The sequence below is a fragment of the Streptomyces sp. NBC_01198 genome (assembly GCF_036010485.1).
Lineage (GTDB): Bacteria > Actinomycetota > Actinomycetes > Streptomycetales > Streptomycetaceae > Actinacidiphila.
On the sequence record NZ_CP108568.1, the window covers coordinates 2875329 to 2896832 of the forward strand.

22 protein-coding genes are annotated in these 21504 nt (G+C 72.2%); 6 read left to right on the forward strand and 16 right to left on the reverse strand.

The window, feature by feature from the left end:
• The first annotated feature begins 19 nt into the window (after positions 1 to 19).
• The 3 genes from OG702_RS12755 to OG702_RS12765 are packed head-to-tail and all read left to right on the forward strand — an operon-like array spanning position 20 to position 3689.
• The gene (locus tag OG702_RS12755) at positions 20 to 544 is read left to right on the forward strand and encodes a PadR family transcriptional regulator (protein ID WP_327293203.1); all 525 of its coding nucleotides are present in this window, start codon (positions 20 to 22) and stop codon (positions 542 to 544) included.
• Positions 541 to 1230 (forward strand): ABC transporter ATP-binding protein, encoded by a 690-nt coding sequence (locus OG702_RS12760; RefSeq protein ID WP_327288994.1) that lies wholly within the window; start codon positions 541 to 543, stop codon positions 1228 to 1230. Before OG702_RS12755 ends, OG702_RS12760 begins: the two co-directional genes overlap by 4 nt.
• Positions 1227 to 3689 (forward strand): ABC transporter permease, encoded by a 2463-nt coding sequence (locus OG702_RS12765; RefSeq protein WP_327288995.1) that lies wholly within the window; start codon positions 1227 to 1229, stop codon positions 3687 to 3689. The genes OG702_RS12760 and OG702_RS12765 overlap by 4 nt, the downstream gene beginning before the upstream one ends.
• A 33-nt stretch (positions 3690 to 3722) precedes the next feature.
• On the opposite strand, the gene OG702_RS12770 is transcribed toward OG702_RS12765, so the two are convergent.
• The 4 genes from OG702_RS12770 to OG702_RS12785 all read right to left on the reverse strand — a co-directional run bounded on the left by OG702_RS12770 (position 3723) and on the right by OG702_RS12785 (position 8816).
• Positions 3723 to 5207, reverse strand: coding sequence for an AI-2E family transporter (locus tag OG702_RS12770; RefSeq protein WP_327288996.1), 1485 nt, complete (start codon positions 5205 to 5207; stop codon positions 3723 to 3725).
• 175 nt (positions 5208 to 5382) lie between these two features.
• Positions 5383 to 6078, reverse strand: coding sequence for a transglycosylase SLT domain-containing protein (locus tag OG702_RS12775; protein ID WP_327288997.1), 696 nt, complete (start codon positions 6076 to 6078; stop codon positions 5383 to 5385).
• Positions 6079 to 6487: 409 nt separating this feature from the next.
• Positions 6488 to 7807, reverse strand: coding sequence for a PhoH family protein (locus OG702_RS12780; RefSeq protein ID WP_327288998.1), 1320 nt, complete (start codon positions 7805 to 7807; stop codon positions 6488 to 6490).
• A gap of 247 nt (positions 7808 to 8054) precedes the next feature.
• Entirely contained in the window at positions 8055 to 8816 is a 762-nt protein-coding gene (locus OG702_RS12785) for an isoprenyl transferase (protein ID WP_327288999.1), read from the reverse strand.
• Between the two features lie 165 nt (positions 8817 to 8981).
• On the opposite strand from OG702_RS12785, the gene mgrA reads away from it, so the two are divergent.
• Positions 8982 to 10025: an L-glyceraldehyde 3-phosphate reductase gene (mgrA, locus tag OG702_RS12790; RefSeq protein ID WP_327289000.1), complete on the forward strand. Its 1044-nt coding sequence runs from the start codon at positions 8982 to 8984 to the stop codon at positions 10023 to 10025.
• 54 nt (positions 10026 to 10079) lie between these two features.
• Here mgrA and OG702_RS12795 read toward each other — a convergent pair whose 3' ends face one another.
• A complete protein-coding gene (locus OG702_RS12795) occupies positions 10080 to 10808 on the reverse strand; it encodes an A24 family peptidase (protein ID WP_327289001.1) in 729 nt (242 codons plus the stop codon).
• A 41-nt stretch (positions 10809 to 10849) separates the two neighbouring features.
• On the opposite strand from OG702_RS12795, the gene OG702_RS12800 reads away from it, so the two are divergent.
• Positions 10850 to 11197, forward strand: coding sequence for a DUF192 domain-containing protein (locus OG702_RS12800; RefSeq protein WP_327289002.1), 348 nt, complete (start codon positions 10850 to 10852; stop codon positions 11195 to 11197).
• Positions 11198 to 11287: 90 nt separating this feature from the next.
• Positions 11288 to 12034, forward strand: a complete 747-nt coding sequence (locus OG702_RS12805; protein ID WP_327289003.1) for a GNAT family N-acetyltransferase — start codon at positions 11288 to 11290, stop codon at positions 12032 to 12034.
• A gap of 139 nt (positions 12035 to 12173) precedes the next feature.
• Here the strand turns inward: OG702_RS12805 and OG702_RS12810 are convergent, their stop codons facing one another.
• From OG702_RS12810 to OG702_RS12860, 11 genes are all read right to left on the reverse strand, one after another.
• A complete protein-coding gene (locus tag OG702_RS12810) occupies positions 12174 to 12824 on the reverse strand; it encodes an OmpA family protein (RefSeq protein WP_327289004.1) in 651 nt (216 codons plus the stop codon).
• 5 nt (positions 12825 to 12829) lie between these two features.
• On the reverse strand, positions 12830 to 13414 hold the full coding sequence (locus OG702_RS12815; protein ID WP_327289005.1) for a hypothetical protein: 585 nt from the start codon (positions 13412 to 13414) through the stop codon (positions 12830 to 12832).
• A 36-nt stretch (positions 13415 to 13450) separates the two neighbouring features.
• The gene (locus OG702_RS12820) at positions 13451 to 14041 is read right to left on the reverse strand and encodes a pilus assembly protein TadG-related protein (protein ID WP_327289006.1); all 591 of its coding nucleotides are present in this window, start codon (positions 14039 to 14041) and stop codon (positions 13451 to 13453) included.
• Positions 14041 to 14283, reverse strand: a complete 243-nt coding sequence (locus OG702_RS12825; protein WP_327289007.1) for a hypothetical protein — start codon at positions 14281 to 14283, stop codon at positions 14041 to 14043. Before OG702_RS12825 ends, OG702_RS12820 begins: the two co-directional genes overlap by 1 nt.
• 277 nt (positions 14284 to 14560) lie before the next feature.
• Complete coding sequence (locus OG702_RS12830) at positions 14561 to 15460, reverse strand: DUF5936 domain-containing protein (RefSeq protein ID WP_327289008.1); 900 nt, start codon at positions 15458 to 15460, stop codon at positions 14561 to 14563.
• Between the two features lie 46 nt (positions 15461 to 15506).
• Positions 15507 to 16490, reverse strand: a complete 984-nt coding sequence (locus OG702_RS12835; protein ID WP_327289009.1) for a type II secretion system F family protein — start codon at positions 16488 to 16490, stop codon at positions 15507 to 15509.
• Positions 16487 to 17821 (reverse strand): CpaF family protein, encoded by a 1335-nt coding sequence (locus tag OG702_RS12840; RefSeq protein ID WP_327289010.1) that lies wholly within the window; start codon positions 17819 to 17821, stop codon positions 16487 to 16489. Before OG702_RS12840 ends, OG702_RS12835 begins: the two co-directional genes overlap by 4 nt.
• Positions 17818 to 18222 (reverse strand): TadE/TadG family type IV pilus assembly protein, encoded by a 405-nt coding sequence (locus OG702_RS12845; protein WP_327289011.1) that lies wholly within the window; start codon positions 18220 to 18222, stop codon positions 17818 to 17820. The genes OG702_RS12840 and OG702_RS12845 overlap by 4 nt, the downstream gene beginning before the upstream one ends.
• A complete protein-coding gene (locus OG702_RS12850) occupies positions 18219 to 19796 on the reverse strand; it encodes an AAA family ATPase (RefSeq protein ID WP_327289012.1) in 1578 nt (525 codons plus the stop codon). The genes OG702_RS12845 and OG702_RS12850 overlap by 4 nt, the downstream gene beginning before the upstream one ends.
• A complete protein-coding gene (cpaB, locus tag OG702_RS12855; protein ID WP_327289013.1) occupies positions 19793 to 20521 on the reverse strand; it encodes a Flp pilus assembly protein CpaB in 729 nt (242 codons plus the stop codon). Before cpaB ends, OG702_RS12850 begins: the two co-directional genes overlap by 4 nt.
• A gap of 12 nt (positions 20522 to 20533) precedes the next feature.
• The gene (locus OG702_RS12860) at positions 20534 to 21382 is read right to left on the reverse strand and encodes a hypothetical protein (protein ID WP_327289014.1); all 849 of its coding nucleotides are present in this window, start codon (positions 21380 to 21382) and stop codon (positions 20534 to 20536) included.
• Positions 21383 to 21504: the final 122 nt, after the last annotated feature.

Here is a 21504-nt window from a genome sequence, read left to right on the forward strand (position 1 = left end):
ATGGTGTACTGTGCTCGGCATGTCAATCGGCCACACCTTGCTCGGACTTCTGGAGTCCGGCCCGCGCCACGGTTACGACCTCAAGCGCGCCTTCGACGAACGCTTCGGCCACGACCGGCCGCTCGCCTACGGCCAGGTCTACTCGACCATGGCCAGGCTGCTGAAGAACGGCCTGGTCGAGGTCGACGGGATAGAGCCGGGCGGCGGACCCGAGCGCAAGCGGTACGCCATCACCGACGCCGGGGTCACCGACGTGGAGACCTGGCTCGCGCAGCCCGAGAAGCCCGAGCCGTATCTGCAGACGACCCTCTACACCAAGGTCGTCCTGGCCCTGCTGACCGGCCGCCCCGCCGGGGATCTGCTGGACACCCAGCGCGCGGAACACCTGCGGCTGATGCGCGAGCTGACCCGGCGCAAGTCGGCCGGCGACTTCGCCGACCAGCTGATCTGCGACCACGCCCTCTTCCATCTCGAAGCCGACCTGCGGTGGCTGGAACTGACCGCCGCCCGGCTCGACCAGCTCGCCGTGGAGGTGACCAGGTGACCGCCGCCCCCGAGCCGCTGCTCGTCGCGACCGACCTGCACAAGACGTACGGCCCCACCCCCGCACTGGACGGCGCGGAACTGACCGTGCGGCCCGGAGAGGTGGTCGCCGTGATGGGCCCCTCCGGGTCCGGCAAGTCCACCCTGCTGCACTGCCTGGCCGGCATCGTCACCCCGGACTCCGGCGAGGTCCACTACCGCGGCCGGCAGCTGTCGGCGATGTCCGACGGTGAGCGCAGCGCCCTGCGGCGTGCGGACTTCGGCTTCGTCTTCCAGTTCGGCCAGCTGGTGCCCGAACTGACCTGCCTGGAGAACGTGGCGATGCCGATGCGGCTCGACGGCCGCAAGCGCAAGGAGGCCGAGGCGCTGGCCGCGACCTGGCTGGAGCGCCTTGAGGTCGCCGACATCGCCGGCAAGCGGCCCGGCGAGGTGTCCGGCGGCCAGGGCCAGCGGGTCGCGGTGGCCCGCGCGCTGGTCGGCAGCCCCCGGGTGGTCTTCGCCGACGAGCCGACCGGCGCGCTTGACTCGCTGAACGGCGAGCGGGTGATGCGGCTGCTGACCGAGGCCGCGCACGACACCGGCGCAGCCGTCGTGCTGGTCACCCACGAGCCGCGGGTGGCCGCGTATTCCGACCGGGAGATCGTCGTGCGGGACGGGAAGTCGCGCGACATGGAACGAGTGTCATGACCTCCTCGCACGAGCCCCTCGCCGGCTTCGACGCCACCGCCGGTGCCCGTACGGCCGGCGGCGCCCCTGGCGGCACCCGGCTGCCCGAGCCCTCCGCCGACCTGCGCACCTGGCTGCGCGACCTCTGGCTCGGCGCCCGCTTCGCGGCCGGCGGCGGGCGCGAGGGCTGGATACGCACCGCGCTGACCGCGGTCGGCGTGGCGCTCGGCGTGGCGCTGCTGCTGCTCGCGGCCGCGGTGCCGGCCATGATGGACACCCGCGACCAGCGCCGGGTGGCCCGCGACACCCTCTCGGTCGGCGACTCGGTCAAGCCGGGCGCGGGCACCTTCCTGCTCGCCGAGGTCGACACCAGCTACCACGGCAAGGACGTCACCGGCGTGCTGCTGCACCCGGAGGGATCCGCGGTGAAACCGCCGCCCGGTGTCGCCGCGATGCCGCCGGCCGGCCGGATGATCGTCTCGCCCGCGCTGAAGAAGCTGCTCGCGTCCTCCCCGCTGCTGCGCGAGCGCATCCCGTACGAGATCACCGGCACCATCGGCAAGGCCGGCCTGATGGGACCGGCCGACCTGTACTACTACGCCGGCAGCGACCAGCTCGTCCCCTACGACGCGGCGCACCGGCACGGCAACTCCTACCGGGAGACGGGCTTCGGCCACCACAGCAACAGCGAGGTGCGCGGGCCGGTCTTCGACCTGCTGCTGCTGATCGTGCTGGTGGTGCTGCTGCTCCCGGTGGCGGTCTTCATCGCCACCGCCGTGCGCCTCGGCGGCGAGCGCAGGGACCGGCGGCTCGCCGCGCTGCGGCTGGTCGGCGCCGACATCAGGATGACCCGCAGGATCGCCGCCGGCGAGGCGCTGTTCGGCGCCCTGCTCGGGGTGCTGCTCGGCGCGGTGTTCTTCCTGGTCGCAAGGCAGTTCGCGGCCGAGATCACCATCAGGGACATCTCCGCCTTCCCCTCCGACCTGACGCCCGACACCGCGCTGACCGTGCTGATCGTGGTCCTGGTCCCGGTGGCCGCGGTCGCGGTGACCCTGCTCAGCCTGCGCCGTACGGTCATCGAACCGCTCGGCGTGTTCCGCCAGGGCCTGGGGCGGCGGCGCAGACTGTGGTGGCGGCTGCTCATCCCCGCGGCCGGAGTCGCGATGCTCGCCCCGCTGTTCGGCACGGTGAAGGGCGACGCCTCGATCAACGAGTACCAGATCGCCGCCGGCACCATCCTGCTGCTGATCGGGGTGACCGCGGTGCTGCCGTGGCTGGTCGAGGCGGCAGTGGGACGGCTGCGGGGCGGCCCGGTCGCCTGGCAGCTGGCCACCCGCAGGCTCCAGCTGAACAGCAACGCCTCGGCCCGCATGGTCAGCGGGGTGACGGTGGCGGTGGCCGGCGCCATCGCGCTGCAGATGCTCTTCAACGCGGTCGACTCCGACTTCGTGTCCTCCACCCACGCCGACCCGACCCGCGCCCAGATGGTGGTGGCCACCAGCAGCACCACCAGCGACCAGACCGCCCGCGACATCCAGCGGATGGCCGGGACCAAGGGCGTAAGGGAGGCCTTCGGTTACGCACAGGGCCAGGCGACCCAGCCCGACGCGGCGAGCCTCAAGGACTACGGCCAGGCCGCCTGGCTGCCGGTGAACGTCGGCGACTGCGCGACCCTGCGGCTGCTGGCCGACATCGGCGCGGACTGCAAGCCGGGCAGCACCTTCCTGGTGCCGCCGCGGGCCGAGGACGGCTACCAGAGCTCCGGGGCGTTCCTCAAGCCGGGCGGCAGGATCGACCTCAACATGGGCTTCGACGGCCGCTACACCGGGACCCCCGAGCTGTGGACGATCCCGGCCGGCACCCGGACCGTGGGGCGGCGGATCGACCCGACCGGCAGCGAGGAGTGGGGCATCCTCGCCACCCCCGAGGCCCTGGACAGCAGCCGGCTGTTCGACCCGCGCTCGCAGATCTTGGTCGGCCTCGACGACCGGCAGCCGGACGCCGTCGAGTACGTGCGCAACACCGCGGCGACGTACGGGGTCACCACCTACGTGACGAACATCAGCTCCACCAGCACCAGGACCAGCTACGCCCAGCTGCGCCGGGGGCTGTTCGCCGGTGCGACGCTCACCATGCTGCTGATCGGCGCCAGCCTGCTGGTGACGATGCTGGAGCAGCTGCGGGACCGCAAGAAGCTGCTGGCGGTGCTGGTCGCCTTCGGCACCAAGCGCAGCGCGCTGGCCTGGTCGGTGCTGTGGCAGACCACCATCCCGGTGGTGCTCGGCCTCGTCCTGGCCTCCGCCGGCGGCATCGGGCTGGGGGCGGCCCTGGTGGCGATGGTGGGGCGGGGCTTCCAGATGGACTGGGGCAGCGTGGCCGCGATGTCGGCCATCGGTGCCGCCGTGGTCCTGGCGGTGACCCTGCTGAGCCTGCCGCCGCTGTGGCGCCTGATGCGCCCGGACGGCCTGCACACCGAGTAGCCAGCGGGGCGGCGCCCTTTCGGGGGCGCCGCCCTACACGGGGTCGGGGGCCGGGTCCTGGACGGGCTCAGGCTCGGATTCCGCGGTCGCCGCCGGGCCGGCTTCCGCTTCCGTTCCCGCGGCCGTTCCGTGGGCCGCGGTTTCCGGGTCGGCGGCCGCCGGTCCGCCCGCCGGCGGCGGCCCGGAGACGGGTGCCGCCACCGGCGCCAGTGCCTTCTCCCGGGAGTACGCCCGGAGGTAGCCGACCACCGTGTTGCCGACCGCGACCAGCGGGACGGCGACCACCGCGCCCCCGATGCCGGCCACCAGCGATCCGGCCGCCACGGACAGCACCACCGCGAGCGGATGGACCCGTACCGCCCGGCCCAGGATGAAGGGCTGCAGGACGTGGCCCTCGATCTGCTGCACGACGAGCACCACGCCGAGCACCATCAGCGCGGTGAGCGGACCCTTCGTCACCAGGGCCACCACCACGGCGACGAAGCCGGAGGCGACCGCACCCACCAGCGGGACGAAGGACGACAGGAAGATCACCACGGCCAGCGGGACCGCCATCGGCACCCCGAGGAAGAAGATGCCGATGCCGATGCATATGGCGTCGATCAGGGCGACTATCACGGTGCCGCGCACATACAGCGTCAGCGTCCGCCACGCCCGCGGCCCGGCCCCGGCGAGTCCGTCCCTGGCGGCCTCGGGGAAGAGCCGCAGCACCCAGTTCCAGATGTTCGGGCCGTCGTGGAGCAGGAAGAGCGTGCTGAACATCGCCAGCAGCATGCCGGTCAGCACTTCGACGATGACGGTGACGCCTTCGAGGCCGGCGTCGGTCAGCGCCTTGGTGTTGGAGCCGATGGCGTCGCTGAGATTCTTCGCGACCTGGTTGATCTGGTCGTCGGTGACGTGGAAGGGGCTGTTCAGCAGCCACTTCTTGCCCTCGGCGACGCCGTCCTGGAGGCTGCCCGACAGGTTGTCGATGTTGTCCATCACCTGCCAGACCACGAACCAGCCGACCAGGCCCATGACGACGAAGCCGCCGATGAACACCAGCGCGGTGGCGAGCCCCCGCGGCACGCCGTGCCTCTTCAGCCGGGCCACGAACGGCTGCAGCAGCGCCGTTATCAACAGCCCCGCCACGAAGGCCAGCACCACCAGGCGCACCGCGCCGATCACCCGCATCAGCACCCAGACGGTGCCGGCCAGGATCAGCAGCCGCCAGCCGACCTCGGCGGCGACCCGCATGCTCCACGGCACCACGGCGGCCGGGTCCGTCGGCGGCGCGGACCGCTGGGCCGGCACCGCAGGGACGGCCGCCGCGACCGGTGCGGCGGGTGCGCCGTCCGGCCCGGGTCCCGCGGCGGGCGCGGCCGCGGCCACGGGGTCGGGCGCCGGCTCGGCGACCGGCGGCACCGGGAGGTCGGCCGCCTCCCGCGCTCTTATCGCGGAGTCCCGCGCCTCCAACCGCCCTGCGAGGTTGGCCAGTCCGGCTGCGAGCGCACTGCTCCAGTGGCGCTTGTCCGGCATCGCTCTCCCCCACCCGTCGACCGTTTTGTGGCACTGCTGTGCAGGACGACGTTACCCGGCGCACGGGTTGCCTCCGTCGGCACTACCCGCACCCGGACGGGGGACAGACGTCGGAGAACCCCCGGGCCGTCGGGCCTCGGGGGTTCTCGCGAGCTACGTCGACCGCTTGCGCGGCCTAGTAGGAGTGGTGGACCTGCCAGTACGACCAGGCGTCACAGGGACTGCCGTAGCGGACGTTCATGTAGTTCAGGCCCCACTTGATCTGGGTGGCCGGGTTGGTCCGCCAGTCGGAGCCCGCGCTGGACATCTTGGAGCCGGGCAGCGCCTGGACGAGGCCGTAGGCACCGGAGGAGGGGTTGGTGGCGACGTAGCTCCAACCGCTCTCCTTGGTCACGATGTTGGAGAAGCAGGCGTACTGGCCGCTGCCGACGATCTGCTTGGCCATCGCCTGGACCTCGGCGACCGTGTAGGACGCCTTGAAGGGGAAGGTCGCACGGTTGTCGCCGCGGCTGGCCGCCAGCGTCTTCTCGCGCTCCTTGGCCGCCGCCTCGTCGGCCGCCTTCTTCTTCGCCGCGGCGTCCTGCGCCGCCTGCTTGCGGGCGTCCTGCTCGGCGGCCTGCCGCGCTGTCGCGTCGGCCGCGTCGGACTGCGCCTGGACCTGGTCGGTCAACGACGCCTGCTGAACCTGCTGTCCAGCGGGAATGTCCGCAAGAAGGGTCGTCGTCCCGGCGGCTTCCACGGGCTCGGTGCTTGTGCCCTGGTCTGCGCCTGACGCGACGCCGACGACGGCGCCCACAGTGGTGACCGCAGTGGCTGACGCCACCGCGAATCCCCGGACCGAGATCCGGCTCACACGGTTTCCTTCCGGCATCGCCCGCTTGGTGACCGCACGGACGAAATCGTGCCCCTGGCACTGCCCCCCTTCTCCGGTCCGCCATACGGGCCGGGTCGGTCACAGGGGTACTGGCCCGGTGCGAAGTCCGTGACGGATTCGCGCACTGCTCGGGCGGCTCATGGCGGCGATGTTGACTTGTGAGTGGTGCTGCCCGTTCCCCGAGGGGCCCGGGATTGCCATGAGCGGGGCCTGACAGCCTCACACCCTGCCGTACGCGGACGCCGTCCGGCAATTTCCGGTTGAGTGGCAAAGGTCACATCGCGGGATGCGCGGCGATACTCGGCAAACCGGCCCGGAAAACGCTAGGCTGCTGCGCCCTTCACACCGGGCGCAGCAGCCTCAACTCACGTCATCGATGGGCAAATCGGGGCATCGTACAAAACGATCAGGCCCCGCCGTCCTCCAGCATCTCCGTCACGAGCGCGGCGATCGGGGAACGTTCGGAACGGGTGAGCGTCACATGGGCGAACAGCGGGTGGCCCTTGAGCTTCTCCACCACCGCCACCACGCCGTCGTAGCGCCCCACCCTGAGGTTGTCGCGCTGCGCCACGTCGTGGGTGAGCACCACCCGGGAGCCGGCGCCGATCCGCGACAGCACCGTCAGCAGCACGTTGCGCTCCAGCGACTGCGCCTCGTCCACGATCACGAAGGCGTCGTGCAGCGAGCGGCCCCTGATGTGGGTCAGCGGCAGCACTTCGAGCATGCCGCGGGCCACGACCTCCTCGATGACCTCCTTGGAGGTGACCGCGGACAGCGTGTCGAAGACGGCCTGAGCCCACGGGCTCATCTTCTCCGCCTCGCTGCCCGGCAGATAGCCCAGCTCCTGGCCGCCCACCGCGTACAGCGGCCGGAAGACCATCACCTTGCGGTGCTGGCGGCGCTCCAGGACCGCCTCAAGGCCCGCGCACAGCGCCAGCGCCGACTTGCCGGTGCCCGCGCGGCCGCCCATCGAGACGATGCCGACGTCCGGGTCGAGCAGCAGGTCCAGCGCGATGCGCTGCTCCGCGCTGCGGCCGTGGATGCCGAACGCCTCGCGGTCGCCGCGCACCAGCCGCACCCGGCCGTCCTCGGTGACCCGGCCCAGCGCCTTGCCGCGCTCGGACTGCAGCACCAAGCCGGTGTGCACCGGCAGGTCCGCCGCCTCGGCGAGCTCGACGGTCTCCTGCGCGAAGAGCGCGTCCACGTCCTCGGCGCCGACCACCAGCTCCTCCATGCCGGTCCAGCCCGAGGTGATCGCGAGCTCGGCCCGATACTCCTCGGCCAGCAGGCCGACCGAGGAGGCCTTCACCCGCAGCGGCAGATCCTTGGACACGACGGTCACGTCGTACCCCTCGGCCTGCAGGTTGCGGGCGACGGCTAGGATGCGCGAGTCGTTGTCACCGAGCCGGAAGCCCGCGGGGAGTACCCCGGGGTCCGAGTGGTTGAGCTCGACCCTGAGCGTGCCGCCGAAGTCGCCGATCGGGATCGGCGCGTCGAGCCGGCCGAACCTGATCCGGAACTCGTCGAGCAGCCGCAACGCCTGGCGGGCGAAGTAGCCGAGCTCCGGGTGGTGGCGCTTGGCCTCCAATTCCGTCACCACGACGACCGGCAGCACGACCTCGTGCTCGTCGAAACGGGTGATGGCATTGGGGTCGGCGAGCAGCACGCTGGTGTCGAGTACGTACGTGCGCCGGTCGTGTACACGGCGATTCTTGCTGGTCACCACGTGTGGACGAACCCCCTCGGGGAGAGGTGAGGCTGCGGTCCGGCAGCCGTGGGGCCGGATGCCGGTCTGCCTGTGGTATGCCCGGGAAATCCACGACCCATGCGAATGCATATGACAGTCATCCGACGGTCATGATCCGGACACTGACCGCTCGCCCCGGCTTGGCGGCGGGCGGACCTGCGACACAGCCAAGGTAACTCGGCCGCCTGTGCCGTCAACACCTCTTTTAGCCCAGGTCAGTGCCTGGTCACGCTCCGTAGCGGCGGTGGCGGGCCGCGTAGTCGCGCAGCGCCCGCAGGAAATCGACCTTGCGGAAGGCCGGCCAGAAGACCTCGCAGAAGTAGTACTCCGAGTGCGCGCTCTGCCAGAGCATGAAGCCGGACAGCCGCTGCTCACCGGACGTGCGGATCACCAGGTCGGGGTCCGGCTGGCCGCGGGTGTAGAGGTGCTCGGAGATGTGCTCGACGTCCAGGATCTCGGCCAGGTCCTCGATGGAGGTGCCGCGCCCGGCGTGCTCGTACAGCAGCGAGCGGACCGCGTCGGCGATCTCCTGCCGGCCGCCGTAGCCGACCGCGACGTTCACCAGCAGGCCGCCGACGTTGTGGGTGGCCTGTTCCGCCTCCTTGAGCACCGCCTGCGTCCGGTCGGGCAGCAGGTCCATCGTGCCCACGTGGTGCACCCGCCACCGGCCGGTGGCGGCCAGGCCGGTCACCGCGTCCTCGATGATGCCGAGCAGCGGCCCGAGCTCCGCGGAGGGCCGGTCGAAGTTGTCGGTGGACAGCAGCCACAGGGTGACCACCTCGACACCGGTCTCCTCGCACCAGCCGAGCAGCTCGCTGATCTTGTCCGCGCCCGCCTGGTGCCCCTGCTCCGCGGTGCTGCTCGCGGCCTTGGCCCAGCGCCGGTTCCCGTCGAGGATCACGCCGATGTGCTTCGGGCCCTGGGCCACGTCGAGCCGGCGCTCCACTCTGCGGGAGTACAGCCCGTACACCAGCTCGCGCAGATTCATCGCGTACCAGCCCCTCCTGCGCTCGGTCGCCCGGCGGCCAGGGTACTGCCCGAATGGCCGTCCGGACGAACCGGGTCCGGCGCGGGCCGGCCGCCCGGCGCGTCACAGCCGACAGATCGCCCAGCACGTAGTAAGCGGTTCAACCGCACGTGATAGGGAGGAACTGTGAACATCAGAAACCTCTACCGCGCCGCCGACGAGCGCTACGACTCCATGGAGTACCGCAGGACCGGCCGCAGCGGGCTCAAGCTGCCCGCCGTCTCCCTCGGCCTGTGGCACAACTTCGGCGACGACCGCACGCTGGACTCCCAGCGGGCCATCCTGCGCCGCGCCTTCGACCTCGGCGTCACGCACTTCGACCTGGCCAACAACTACGGCCCGCCGTACGGCGCCGCCGAGGCCAACTTCGGCACGCTCTTCGCCCAGGACTTCCGCCCCTACCGCGACGAGCTGGTCATCTCCACCAAGGCCGGCTACGACATGTGGCCCGGGCCGTACGGCGAGTGGGGCTCCCGCAAGTACCTGCTCTCCTCGCTCGACCAGTCGCTGGGCCGGATGGGCCTGGACCACGTCGACATCTTCTACTCCCACCGCTACGACCCCGACACCCCGCTGGAGGAGACGATGGGCGCGCTCGCGTCCGCCGTCCAGCAGGGCAAGGCGCTCTACGTGGGCATCTCCTCCTACGGTCCCGAGCGCACCCGGGAGGCCGCCCGCATCCTGCGCGAGCTGGGCGTGCCCGCGCTCATCCACCAGCCGTCGTACTCGATGATCAACCGGTGGATCGAGGAGGAGGGCCTGCTCGACGTCCTGGCGGAGGAGGGCATGGGCTGCATCGGCTTCGTGCCGCTCGCCCAGGGCCTGCTGACCGACCGCTACCTCGGCGGCATCCCCGAGGACTCGCGGGCCGCGCAGGGCAAGTCCCTGAACCCCGAGCTGGTCAACGACGAGACCGTCGGCCGCCTGCGGGCGCTCAACGAGGTCGCCGCCGGACGCGGCCAGTCCCTCGCGCAGCTGGCACTGTCCTGGGTGCTGCGCGACGAGCGCATGACCTCCGCGCTGATCGGGGCGTCGTCGGTGGCCCAGCTCGAGGCCAACGTCGCCGCGGTCGGCGCGCCGCCGCTGTCCGCGGAGGAACTGGCGGAGATCGACCGGCACGCGGTGGAGCCGGCGGGCGTGAACCTCTGGTCGGTGAGCAGCGAGGCGTAGCCTCGTGGGCCCGCGGTCTCCGGTGTTCGCCTCCCCCGGAGCGGGACCCGGGCCCTAGGCCAGGAGCAGGGCCAGGGCCGTGCCCAGGAGCATGAAGGGGCCGAAGGGGAGCGGGGACTTGCGGGTGGCGCGGCCGGTGAGCAGCAGGGCCAGGCCGGCCACCGCGCCCAGGGTGAAGGAGGCGAAGGTGCCGGTGACCACGGCGCCCCAGCCGTACCAGCCCAGCGGCAGCGCCACCGTCGGGGCGAGTTTGACGTCGCCGAAGCCCATGCCGGCCGGATTGATCAGGAAGAGCAGGAAGTACAGGGCGCCGACCGCCGCCGCCGCGAGCAGGGCGCGCCGCCAGGAGCCCTGGTGGGAGGGGAGCAGCGCGGCCACGCCCAGCAGCGCCGCGGTGACGGCGAAAGCCGGGAGCGTCAGGACGTCGGGAAGCCGGAAGACGCGCAGGTCGACCAGTGCGAGGGTCACCCCGACGGGCACCAGCAGCAGCCACACGAGGAGTTCCGGGTGCGGCCCGGTCGCCGCGGCGAGGCCCGCGCAGAGCAGGGCGCAGCCGATCGCCGGGAGCAGGCCGCCGACCGGCCGCCGGGCGGCCGTGGCACAGTCCGCGCAGCGCTCCGGGCCGAGCCAGCCGCGCGGACCGGCCGGCAGGAGGTGGCCCGACAGGCAGGCCCCGGACCACGGTTCGCCGGACGGGACCGCCAACCGGAGTGCGGCACGCGGCAGCAGCAGCCCGCTCACCGTTCCCCACACGGCGGCGGCCACGATCGGATAGACATGCACCGGGCCGACCGTACACGGACACCTGCGCGAAGTGAGGGGCCATGGGCCGACGTTGGCGGGACGGGGACTTCACGCTGCGCACCCCGCAGGCCGAAGTGCCGCTGCGGATCGCGGCGTCGTATCGGGCCAGGACCCGCGGGCTGCTCGGACAGGACGGCGTCCAGGGCGCGTTGCTGCTCACCCCGGCCTCCAGCGTGCACACCGTACGGATGCGGTTCGCGATCGACGTGGCCTATCTGGACCGGCGGCTGCGGGTGATCGCGGTCCGCACGATGCCGCCGGGACGGGTCGGCCGGCCGCGGCTGCTGGCCCGGCACGTCCTGGAGGCGGAGGCCGGCGCGCTGGCCCGCTGGGGCGTACGGCGGGGCGTACGGCTCGACGTCGGCTGACCGCGGCCCGGGCCGGGACCTCGCCCGTTCCGCTCCGCATCCGGACAATTCACGGTGCGCCCGCCCCCGGGCTGCTGATAGGCATGACGGATGTTCTCCACCCTCTCCGACGAGCTGTCCGCGCACTCCGAGCTGCCGACCGACGACGCACTGTCCCGGTGGGCCGCCCGGGACCGCAGCGCCGGACGGGTCTTCACCCGCGGTGCGGCCGTCGCGGTGGCCGCGCCCGGGCTCTCGCTGCGCGACCGGCTGGTGGTGACAGGCCCGGCCGCCGACGCGATACCGCTCGTCCGGGACGTGCTGGCGGAGGTGGGCCGCGGCTACCGCCCGTTCGGCGACCGCGGCCTCGTCGACGCCCTGGTCGTGGCCGTGCCCGGCCTGCGCCCCACGGCCGGTTTCGGCTGGATGGACCGTACGGGGTCCGCCGCCGTCCCGCCCGACGGCACCGCGGGCTGGCTGCCGCCGGCCGCCGCGCCGCAGGTCGGCGCCCTGCTGGACCGCGCCTTCCCCGACTCCTACGCCTACCCCGGCCGCCCGGGCGCCGGCGACCGCTGGGCCGGCATCCTGCCGCCCGGCGGCTCCGGCACGCCGCTCGCGGTCGCCGCCCTGGCCTGGTGCGCGCCCAGCGTGGGCCTGCTCGCGGGCGTCGCCACCGACCCGGCCGCCCGCGGCCGGGGCCTGGGCCGCCGGATCTGCGCCTTCGTCCTCGCCGAGGCGCTGGCCGCGTACGGCACCGCCGCGCTCGTCGTGGCCGACGACAACACCCCGGCCCTGCGCCTCTACCGCTCCCTGGGCCTCGCCTACCGCCCGCTGCGGGCGGCGGCCTTCGAGGCCTGAGGGACGGGACGGGCCTGCGGGGCCTGAGGGACGGAGCCGGAGGCGGGCACAAAAAACGGGCCGGTTCGCAGGGGGGGAGAGCGAACCGGCCCGAGGGGGGGAGTTACACCGTACCGCGTCCCGGCGCGCATCCCGCACCTTACGCGGCAGGAGGAGTGAAAGTGATTTCCACTCGGCGGTTCTGCTCCCGGCCACTTTCGGTGGAATTGTCCGCTATGGGGTAATCCTCACCGTAGCCACGCACCTGAAATGTGTGGGATGCGTCACCGGCACTGCTCAGTTCCGTTGCCAGAACTTGGTAGACCGCCTGGGCGCGCTGCTTCGACAGCGCGTCGCCGTGCTCGTCGCTCCCCAGATCGTCCGTGAACCCGAAGACCCGAATGGGTGAGGTGACGTGCCGCGCGTTGATGTCCGCCGCGATCGCCCGGATCCGGGACGCCGCGGGTGGCGACAGCTTCGCACTGTCCTTGCCGAAGGCCACCTCCGACTGCAGCGCGTAGGTGACCGTCGAATTCGACGTCTCCTGCCGCTGCTCGGGCTGGCTCGCCGCCACCGAGGACTCGTCCGTCACCGACACGATGTCCAGCACCTTCGCCGGCGCCAGCGTCGAACCCTCGGGCAGTTGCAGGTTGGGCGAGCCCGGGTCGATACGGACCGGAGCGGTGGGGGTCGGATCCCCCGCGCTCGGCGGCGGATTCGTGTCCGCCACCGCCTGCGGCGCGACCGCGGCACCGGCCGCGAGCAGGACGACGGTGAGCGTGAAGCTGGCGGCTGCCGCCGCGGTTCTCATCGGGCTCACCCCTCGGAGATGGTGATTTTGGCGGGCGGCATGGTGGGGAGCTCGAACTCCACTTGGGTGGTGGTGGGGGGTGGGGAGGGGAATTGAGCGAAGAGCGGGCGGGTCTCCTTGGGCTGGATCAGGGTGAGCCCCATCGTGCACAGACACTTGCCGTCGGTGTCCCGCAGGACGTAGTAGCGCTTCTTCCCCGCTTCGTCGATCAGAACCGCCCCGGCCGCCGACGGACCCGACGGAACCAGTGCCGTTTCCGGGCCCCGCCAGTTGACCGCGTTGAAAACGGAGTCCCCGTTGTTGGTCAGGCTGCCCTGGACCGTCACGAACCCGTCCTCGTCCCGCACCGCCGAGTTGATGGTCACCACGACACCATCCTCGCCTTTGATCTGCGCCAGAATCTGCGTCGGAGTCGCGGAGGGTGTCCCGTCGCCGCCGCCGGACTGGTCGCCCCTCGATTTGGTCGCCGAGGACGACGGCTTGCCGTCGGCTTTCTTGTCCCCGTCCCCGCCTCCGCCGCACGCCGAAAGCGTGAGTACGGCGGCGGCCGCGAACGCCAGCGCTGTCGTCCCCCTGTGCCAGATGCCCATCGCTCCCGGTACCTCGTTTCCTCGGCCGACCGACCGTCAGCTGGTCAAGTGGACTGCGTAGAAGGCCGACAGATCCAATGTGAAATCGGCCGACGTGGGATCGACGGTGACCTTGCCGCCGTCGCAGGTGAAGGTGAGGAGACTGCCCTCGGTCTCCAGGCCGTCGCACCGCGAGGTGACCTCGGCCGACGCGTGGGCCTCGGCCCGAACGTTCTCCGTGCCGTGGACCACGGTCCTGCCGAGTGTCGTCAACGACTCCACGTCCACGGTGTATGCTCCGGGGCCACCGTTGCGAACGCAGTTGTAGGCGCGGGCGCCGTTGTCGCCGGCGAACGCCCTGGCCTTCATACAGGGCTCTCCGGTGTCCTTGCCCAGGAGTTGGACCAGATCGCCCAGCTTGGCGGTGTCACCGGAGGTGAGGGCAGCCAGCAGCGCGTCATGTGCCTCGTCTCGGCTCTCGCGTGCGGCCGCCAGCGCGGCTGCGTCCGCGGCGGACTGGACGGAGTTGCGGTCCACAGATGCCTGGCCGACGGCGAAGAACGCGAAGGCGAGAAAGAACAGCGCGGCGATAGCGACGATGTAGAGACCGAGCGTCTGACCGGCGTCGTCAGCCCCGCGGATGACCACTATTTGCCTTTGCCTCCGGAGATCTTGCCGATCGCGTCGAGAATGGCCTTCTGCACGGCGTCGCCGATGCCCGTTGTCGCCAACACCCCGATGATCACCGCGATCACCACCGCGATTCCCAGATATTCGAAGGACGTCTGGCCGCGGTCCGCGCGGGACCTCAGGTGTCGGGTGGTGTGGTCCGCTCTCGTGCGGAGCCAGAGTTCGGCGTTGGTGTAGCGCTGGAGTGCCCACCTGTTCATCGTTGTTCGCCCCATTCTTTGTCACCTGGCTGGTGATGCGTACGGCGGTGGTCGTGGGCTGCCCGTCGGGGTCGGGGGTGGTGGTCACGGCGCACCGCCTCTCGCTGGTGGTCGGTTGTCGTCCGCAGCGGGTTGGTTCTGATTGCAGGTGCAAATATGGTTGCGAATGCAAAGGTACACCCGAACCTCGGGCATCCGCAGCCGGTTGTGCGCCAATCGCCCGAAGGGCAAGTGGTGCTAACAGCATGCCGGTTGGTCACGGCCGGTCGCACCCCGATCACCCGTTTCCGAAGACGTCGCCGAAGTGGATCTGCGAGCCGATGATCGTGCCGGTGATCAGCAGGATCATGGTGGCGGGGACCAGCAGGACGGTGATGACGCCGGTGGCGCGGGGGACCATGCGGGCGGCGCGGCGGCGGGCGTTCTGGGCCTCGGTGCGGCGCATGTCGTTGGCGATCTGCAGCAGGGTGCGGGCGATCGGGGCGCCGAGTTCCTCGCCCTGCTGGAGGGCGGTGACGAACTGGCCGACCTGGTCGCTGTGGTTGCGCTTGCGGAGCTGGTCGAAGGCGTCGCGGCGGCTGACGCCGACGTCCATCTGGCGCAGGGCGACCCGGATCTCGTCGGACCAGGGGCCGGTGTAGACGGAGTTGACGCGTTCCAGGGCCTGGCGGAAGCCGAGGCCGGCGCTGACCACGACCGCGAGGACGTCGAGGAAGTCGGGCAGGGTGCGTTCGATGTCGTCGCGGCGGCGGCGGACGGCGAGCCAGAGGCCGAGGTCGGCCCAGCCCCACCCGTAGGCGAGCAGCAGCAGGGCGAGGAACCAGTTGCCGCGGGAGAGCAGCAGCAGCGCGGTGAGGGCGCCGAGGGCGCCGTAGACGGCGCGGCGGGCGGCGTAGCGTTCGACGGTCAGGCCGTGCGGGTGGCCGGCGTGGTCGATCCTGGCCCGCATCTTCGCGATACGGGCCGGGCCCATCATCCGCAGCACCATCGGCGCCCAGCGGATGCCGAGCCGGTCGATGGCGTTGCCGCCGCGGGTAGTGCGGGTGCGGCCGACGTCGAGCGCGAGGGCGAGGTCGTCGGGGAGTCTGGCGTCGGCGCGCAGCAGCCCGACCGCGTAGACGACGCCGACCGCGCAGAGCGCGAGCGCCAGGGCGAGGGAGAGGCCGATGAGGATCATGTCCGGTTCCTCGCGGGACGGTTGGCCGCGTGCGGCGTTGGGCGGGTCATATGTCGATCCTGGACATCCGGCGGATCAGTGCGAAGCCGAGCGCGTACAGGCCCAGCGAGATCAGGACGCAGATCCGGCCGACCGTGGAGCCGGTCATGGCGCTGAGCGAGCCGGGCATGATCCGGTCGAGCAGGAAGAGCGAGCCCAGGCCGATGACCGGGACCGCGTAGGCGGTGACGGTGACCTGGGACATCTGGGTACGGATCTCCCGGCGGGTCTCCTTGCGCTCCTCCAGGGTGACGGTGAGGTTGCGCAGCGACTCGACGACCGAGCCGCCGGCCCGGCTGGACAGCACCAGGGTGGAGACCAGCACGATCAACTCGCGGCTGGGCAGTCGCTGTTGCAGTTCGCCGAGGGCGTCGTCGATGGAGTGGCCGACCGCCATGGCGTCGGCGACCTTCTTCAACTCCTCGCCCGCTGGCGCGTCCAGCTCCTCCGCTGCCATCGACACGGCGGTGCGCAGCGCGAGTCCGGCCTGCGTGGCGTTGGCCAGCACGCGTGCCAGGTCGGGGAGTTGGGCGATGAAGCGCTCGGTGCGGACCCGGCGGCGCCACTCCAGGAAGGAGTAGGCGGCCCAGCCGGCGATCAGTGCGGCGATCGGGCCGAAGAAGGGCGCGAGCAGGACGGCGGCCACCAGCCAGGAGCTGAGCACCAGGCCGATGGCGGCGGCGGTGAACTGCCCCGGGGTGAGGTTGGTGCCGGTGGCGGCCAGCCGGCCGGCCAGCCGGCGGCCCCAGGCGTAGCCGCGTATCCGGCGGTCCAGCGCGGCGAAGGAGACCGGTGCGCTGTCGGGGCCGCCGGGGCCGCCCGCCTCGGCGGCGAGCCGTTCGACCAGTGCGGCCCGGTCGGCGCGGCCGCCGCGCCAGGCGTGCAGGCCCCAGACGGCCAGCGCCAGCGCCAGCACGGTGACGCCGAGCACCAGCAACGGGTAGGGGCCGGTGGCGAAGTCCCGGCCCGCCGCGGCCAGTGGCCGGGTCATTTCGCCTCCCGGCTGTCGAGTTCGAGTTCGCTGGCGCCGACGCCGAAGGCGGCCGGCACGTGCTCGCCGGCCAGGTAGAGGCGTTCGCCGATCTCCCGCGGCACGGGCCGGTGTTCGTACCAGCCGCGGACGATGCGGTCGACGCCGAGCGGCTCGGCGCGGAAGCGGGTCGCGGAGGTGAGCTGGAAGACCGCGCGGCCGCGGGAGGACAGCACGGCGATCTCGCCGATGCGGCGGGTGCCGTCGATGTGCCGGTTCAGCTGGACCAGGACGTCGACGGCGCTGTTGATCTGGTCGCGCAGCGCCTCGAAGGGGATCTTGACCTCGCTCATCGACGCCAGGGTCTGCAGCCGCAGCACCGCGTCCTCCGCGGAGTTGGCGTGCACGGTGGCCAGCGAGCCGTCGTGCCCGGTGGACATCGCCTGCAGCATGTCCAGCGTCTCGCCGCCGCGCACCTCGCCGACGATGATGCGGTCGGGGCGCATCCGCAGCGAGTTGCGCACCAGGTCGCGGATGGTGATCCGGCCCTCGCCCTCGACGTTGGGCGGGCGGGACTCCAGGCGGATCACGTGCTCCTGCTGGAGCTGGAGTTCGGCGGCGTCCTCGACGGTGATGATCCGCTCGCCGTCAGGTATCAGCCCGGACAGGGCGTTGAGCAGCGTCGTCTTGCCCGAGCCGGTGCCGCCGCTGACGATGATGTTGCACTTGGCGCGGACGAACGAGGAGAGCAGCAGCAGCATGTGCTCGTCCAGGGTGCCCAGGCCGATGAGTTCCTTGAGCGTGTACGCGCGCGGGAAGCGGCGGATGGTGAGGGTGGGTCCGGTCAGCGACAGCGGCGGGATGACGACGTTGACCCGCTCGCCGGAGGGCAGCCGGGCGTCGACCATCGGATTCGACTCGTCCACCCGGCGGTTGACGGTCGAGACGATGCGCTCGATGGTCTGCAGGAGCTGCTCGGCGGAGGAGAAGCGGGCGGCGACGGGTTCGACGCGGCCGCCGCGCTCGACGTAGATGCGGTCGGGGCCGTTGACCATGATCTCGGTCACGGTGGGGTCTTCGAGCAGCGGTTCGAGGATGCCGAGGCCCAGCGCCTCGTCCACCACCCGGCGGATCAGCCCGGAGCGCTCGGCGGTGGACAGCACCGGGCCCTCGCGGCTGATGATGTGGCCGAGGACGCGTTCGAGCCGCGACCTGCGCTCGGTGGCCGACAGCGCGGACATCTCGGCGAGGTCGATCTCCTGGAGGAGCTTGGCCCGGTAGACCGCGACCAGGTGGCTCTCCTGGGTCTGCGGGGTGGCCTCCTCGACGGCGAGGCGGGCGCGCAGGCTCATGGCGTGGTGTCCTCCTTCGGCATGGTCGCGGTGCGCGACACGGGCCCGAAGAGGTGCACTCCGGGGAGTACGGAGGGGACGTCGACGCTGGCCTTCGCGGTGATCGCGTCGCCGAGGCCCGGCCAGGTGATGACCGCGTTCAGCCAGTCGCTGACGGCGCCCCGGCCGGCCGCCTGCCCGGCCGCGGTGCCGCCGTCGGGGTCGGGCAGCGCCGCGGTACGGGCGGCGGTACGGGCTGCCGTGCCGGCCTGCTCCCCGCAGTAGGCGACCAGGCCGAGCTGGATTCCGGCCAGGGCGATCAGGAGCAGGAAGGGGAGCATGCCGAGGTATTCGAGCGAGGCCACGCCCCGCTGGCCCCGCATGCCCTGGCGGCGGCGCTGTCGCGGCGAGGGCCCGGTCATTGCGGGGGCCTTTCGTCGACGGTCTTCGCGTGCCCCGTGACGTGGAAGGGGAAGTCGATCGCGCCCGGGAAGAGGACCGGGACCTTCAGCGTGACCGTGGCGTCGATCTCGCCGCCGCTGCGGCTGACGTCGATGTCCGCGTCGTCGGACCAGGCGCCCGGCAGGTCGCTTCTGGCCGCGGTCTCGCCGGCCTGGCCGGGGGCGTCGGAGACCGCGGCGGCGCGGGCCGCCTCGTCCGCCGCGTTGCCGGCCAGCGTGAAGGTGTAGCCGGCCAGGACGGCCTGCCAGACCAGGATCAGGGTGATCAGGATGATCGGGGTCATCCCGAGCGTCTCCAGGGTGACCTGGCCGCGGTCGCCGCCGCGGCGGGACTTCTTGCCGCGGGGGGCCGGGAGCGCGGCGCCGGTGACGAGGCCGAGCTCGCCGGCCAGCGACCAGATGCCGGCCTTGACGGTGGAGCGGGTGTCGAGGTCGTGCAGGCGGCCGGCGTCGATGACGGGCTGGAGTTCGCGGAAGGCGGCCGGGACGACGGACGCGGCGATGCGGGTGCCGGTGATGCGGCCGACCAGGGTCGGCTGGATCTCGGTGCCGCGGGTGTGGCGGTTGACGACGCCGATGGTGTCCTGCGGCTTGCGGATCTGCAGCCGGTCCCACATCCGGACCATCCGCTTGGCGGCGCGAACGGCGACCACGTCGGGCGTGGTGACCAGGACCGCGGTGTCGGCGACCTCGACGGCGGCCGCGTTGGCGCTGGTCATCTGGGTGCCGCAGTCGACGACGACGACCTCGTAGCGCTGCCGCAGGGCGGTCAGGACGAGGCGGGCGGCCCGGTCGGTGACGTCCTCGCCGCGTTCGCCGTCGGCGGGGGCGAGCAGCAGGGCGGGGCCGGACTCGTGCACGAACATCGCGTCGTGCAGGACGCGGGAGGAGACGTCGGCGATGTCGGCCAGGTCGGCGACGGAGCGGCGGAACTGCACGTCGAGGTAGGAGGCGATGTCGCCGCCCTGGAGGTCGAGGTCGACCAGTGCGGTGGAGCGGCCTGAGGCGTGGGCGGCCAGCGCCAGGTGGATGGCGGTGACGGTGGTGCCGACCCCGCCCTTGGCACCCGCGACGGCGACCAGGGTGCCGCCGGCGACCGCAGGCAGCGCCGAGCGCTGCGGGCCGAGGTGGCGGCGGACGCCGGCGGCCCAGGTGGCGGCGGCGTCGACGCGGGCGCCCAGGTCGTCGTAGGCCAGCGGGAGTCCGACGACGCCCCGGGCGCCGGAGTTCATCGCGGCGGCCAGCACGGCGGGGCCGGGGTCCGGGGTGAGCAGGACGACGCCGACCGCAGGGAAGCGCAGCGCGATGTCGCGCACCAGGTCGAGCGGGGGCATCGGGCCGATCGCCTCGTGGACGATGACGACCTCGGGCAGCTCCTCGACGCCGGTCTCGGCGGCGCGGGCGAGCAGGTCGAGCAGGGCGGTGGAGTCGTGCAGCGCGGGCGCCGGCTCGGCGCCCGGGAGCTGGCCGAGCAGGCCGAGCAGCGCGCGGGCGGCGTCGGGGTCGGAGGTGGCGGCGACGATGCGTACGGTCACGGGGTGCCACCTCCACCGCCGGCGGCGTCGCCGGACAGGGTGTAGTTGCGGTCGGCGTCCGGCGGCGCCGAGGTGTCGCCGGGGGCGACCAGGGCGAGGCGGACGTGCTCGGCGAACGACTCGGCGTAGGCCACGCGTTGGGCGTCCTCGGCGCCGAGCGCGAAGGTGATCGGCACGCCCTCGGTGGACACCCGCTGGGTGTCGGCGTTCTTGTCGAAGGCCTTGATCTCGCCGACGTCGATGACCTGGGCGCCGGCCACGATGATGCGGGAGATGTCGGGGTCGGTGTCCCTGCGGCCGGCGAAGGTGGCGAAGATGTTGACGCGGGAGCCCGGGGTGATCTTGCCGGCGACGCCGGTCTCCGCGTCGATCATGATGGCGATCTCCATCTGCCCCGGCCGCAGTTCGGGCCGGACGGCCACCATGTCGGTCTGCAGCAGCGAGCCCTTCTTGAGCGCCACCGCGGCGATCTTGCCCTGCACCTGCCCGAGGTCGCGCACCGCGGTGTCCGGCAGCCAGCGCGACGGGACCTGTATCTGCCGCACGTCGGCACTGCTGAGCTGCTGGTACGCGGCTATGTCGGCGGACAGTTCGTACGCCGTGACCTTCTCCCCGACCTGCGACCGCGCGTCGTTGACGACGGCGAGCACCCCGGCGAAGGCGGCTACCGCGCAGATGGCGGAGACCACCAGAAGGACGACACCACGGCGCTGACGTGAGTTCATGTGCGGGCGGACCTATCGCTTGTGGGGTTCGAGTTGGGGGCGCCGCGGGGTCTCCACGGAGCGCCCGCGGGTGTCGGCGGCGTGCTTGGGCGGGGTCTGCCGGTCGGCGAGCCGGGTGGCGCAGAACAGGCACTGGTCGCCGATGACTTCGAGCCCGCACCAGGTGCAGGTGTCGCGCCGCACCGAGGTGACGAGCTGGTAGAGCATGCCGACGTCGGCGATGTAGGCGGTGAACTCGACCAGTTTGGCGGTGCCCCACCACTGGGCCGAGTCCGGCGGCAGCGGCACCTCGCGCAGGTGCTGGGAGTGCCAGGCGGTCGCCAGCGGCCCGGTGATCCAGCCGGGGTCGAGCCCCTTGCCGGCCACGGCGAGCTGGGTCTGGTAGCCCGGCCCCGGCGGGACGGCCGCCGGCGCCGCCTCGCCGAGATACGGCTCGGGGTGCGCGAGGACCGCGAAGTGCCGCCCGGGGACGAGGGACTTGACGTGGCTGCCGACGCCGACCGGCACCCGTTCGAGCTTGGCGACCGAGCCGAGCAGGGCGCCGGAGTGCAGGTAGTACGACAGTAGGCGGGCGGCGCCGGCCAGCACGCCGGGGCCGAGGTCGGTGCCGGCCAGCTGCCGCAGCTGCTCGCCGAGCAGTGCTCTGGCCAGCGGCGGCAGGGAGAGCGGCACGATCGCCAGCCGGTCGGCCTCCAGGGCGGAGCGGACGGTGTGCAGCCGGCGGCGGACCGGGTCGCTGGCCTCGGCGGGCGCGAGCGCGACGACGTGGCCGTAGGCGTCCAGCGCGGCGGAGACGCGCATCACCTGCTCCTCCAGCGGAAGTTCGAGATCGTCCGACGTGACCGTGATGACGCTCGGCATCCGGAACCTCCCCCTTTCCGCCTGATCGGCACGTGCGGCCTGGCGATTTTCGCTCGTCAGCTTATCGATGTGTAGCGAGTTGGGTGCGCAAAGTTGCGGATACGCGGCGCCGAACGACAGCT

Coding starts and splice junctions, on each gene's coding strand:
- OG702_RS12755 (WP_327293203.1), top strand. CDS start 20: ATGTCAATCGGCCACACCTTGCTCGGACTTCTGGAGTCCGGCCCGCGC.
- OG702_RS12765 (WP_327288995.1), top strand. CDS start 1,227: ATGACCTCCTCGCACGAGCCCCTCGCCGGCTTCGACGCCACCGCCGGT.
- OG702_RS12770 (WP_327288996.1), bottom strand. CDS start 5,207: ATGCCGGACAAGCGCCACTGGAGCAGTGCGCTCGCAGCCGGACTGGCC.
- OG702_RS12775 (WP_327288997.1), bottom strand. CDS start 6,078: ATGCCGGAAGGAAACCGTGTGAGCCGGATCTCGGTCCGGGGATTCGCG.
- OG702_RS12785 (WP_327288999.1), bottom strand. CDS start 8,816: ATGAATCTGCGCGAGCTGGTGTACGGGCTGTACTCCCGCAGAGTGGAG.
- OG702_RS12800 (WP_327289002.1), top strand. CDS start 10,850: ATGGGCCGACGTTGGCGGGACGGGGACTTCACGCTGCGCACCCCGCAG.
- OG702_RS12805 (WP_327289003.1), top strand. CDS start 11,288: ATGTTCTCCACCCTCTCCGACGAGCTGTCCGCGCACTCCGAGCTGCCG.
- OG702_RS12810 (WP_327289004.1), bottom strand. CDS start 12,824: ATGAGAACCGCGGCGGCAGCCGCCAGCTTCACGCTCACCGTCGTCCTG.
- OG702_RS12815 (WP_327289005.1), bottom strand. CDS start 13,414: ATGGGCATCTGGCACAGGGGGACGACAGCGCTGGCGTTCGCGGCCGCC.
- OG702_RS12825 (WP_327289007.1), bottom strand. CDS start 14,283: ATGAACAGGTGGGCACTCCAGCGCTACACCAACGCCGAACTCTGGCTC.
- OG702_RS12830 (WP_327289008.1), bottom strand. CDS start 15,460: ATGATCCTCATCGGCCTCTCCCTCGCCCTGGCGCTCGCGCTCTGCGCG.
- OG702_RS12835 (WP_327289009.1), bottom strand. CDS start 16,490: ATGACCCGGCCACTGGCCGCGGCGGGCCGGGACTTCGCCACCGGCCCC.
- OG702_RS12840 (WP_327289010.1), bottom strand. CDS start 17,821: ATGAGCCTGCGCGCCCGCCTCGCCGTCGAGGAGGCCACCCCGCAGACC.
- OG702_RS12845 (WP_327289011.1), bottom strand. CDS start 18,222: ATGACCGGGCCCTCGCCGCGACAGCGCCGCCGCCAGGGCATGCGGGGC.
- cpaB (WP_327289013.1), bottom strand. CDS start 20,521: ATGAACTCACGTCAGCGCCGTGGTGTCGTCCTTCTGGTGGTCTCCGCC.
- OG702_RS12860 (WP_327289014.1), bottom strand. CDS start 21,382: ATGCCGAGCGTCATCACGGTCACGTCGGACGATCTCGAACTTCCGCTG.